We start from the raw sequence: 400 nt of genomic DNA on the forward strand, positions 1-400 counted from the left end.
GACCTGTTGATCCAGAGCGGGCGGACCATCGACGCGATCCCGTTGGACGGGTGGCGCGTCGATGTCGGGTATCCGGAGGATCGCGAGAAGGCCGAGGCGCGGTTGGAAGGGGAGAGTTTGAAGAGGGGAGACGGCGGAATCGAGGGACTGAGTACTCACGAATCCGCGAGGTGACCGATCGGAGGAGCGCTTTTTCGTGTCGGTGGTCCGGATCGGATGATGAGTAACCGGTCGAATTCCACGTACTCACTCTGGCTTGTCTCCGGAGCAGAGACAACGGCTCACCGTCAGCTCCAAGCGACGATCACGGAACTTGCTGAGCGGGTCGAGGACGCACCGGTCTTCGGTCCACACGTGACGGTGGTCGGCGGTATCGATGACGAGCGTACAGCGCTGGAGG

Annotated in this window: 1 pseudogene; it reads left to right on the forward strand. The window is 62.2% G+C overall.

The window, feature by feature from the left end:
- Positions 1-219 precede the first annotated feature (219 nt).
- Positions 220-400: pseudogene (locus EXE42_RS16260) on the forward strand (ribonuclease BN); the annotation flags it as partial.

The sequence above is a fragment of the Halorubrum sp. SP3 genome (genome assembly GCF_005435195.1).
GTDB lineage: Archaea > Halobacteriota > Halobacteria > Halobacteriales > Haloferacaceae > Halorubrum > Halorubrum sodomense.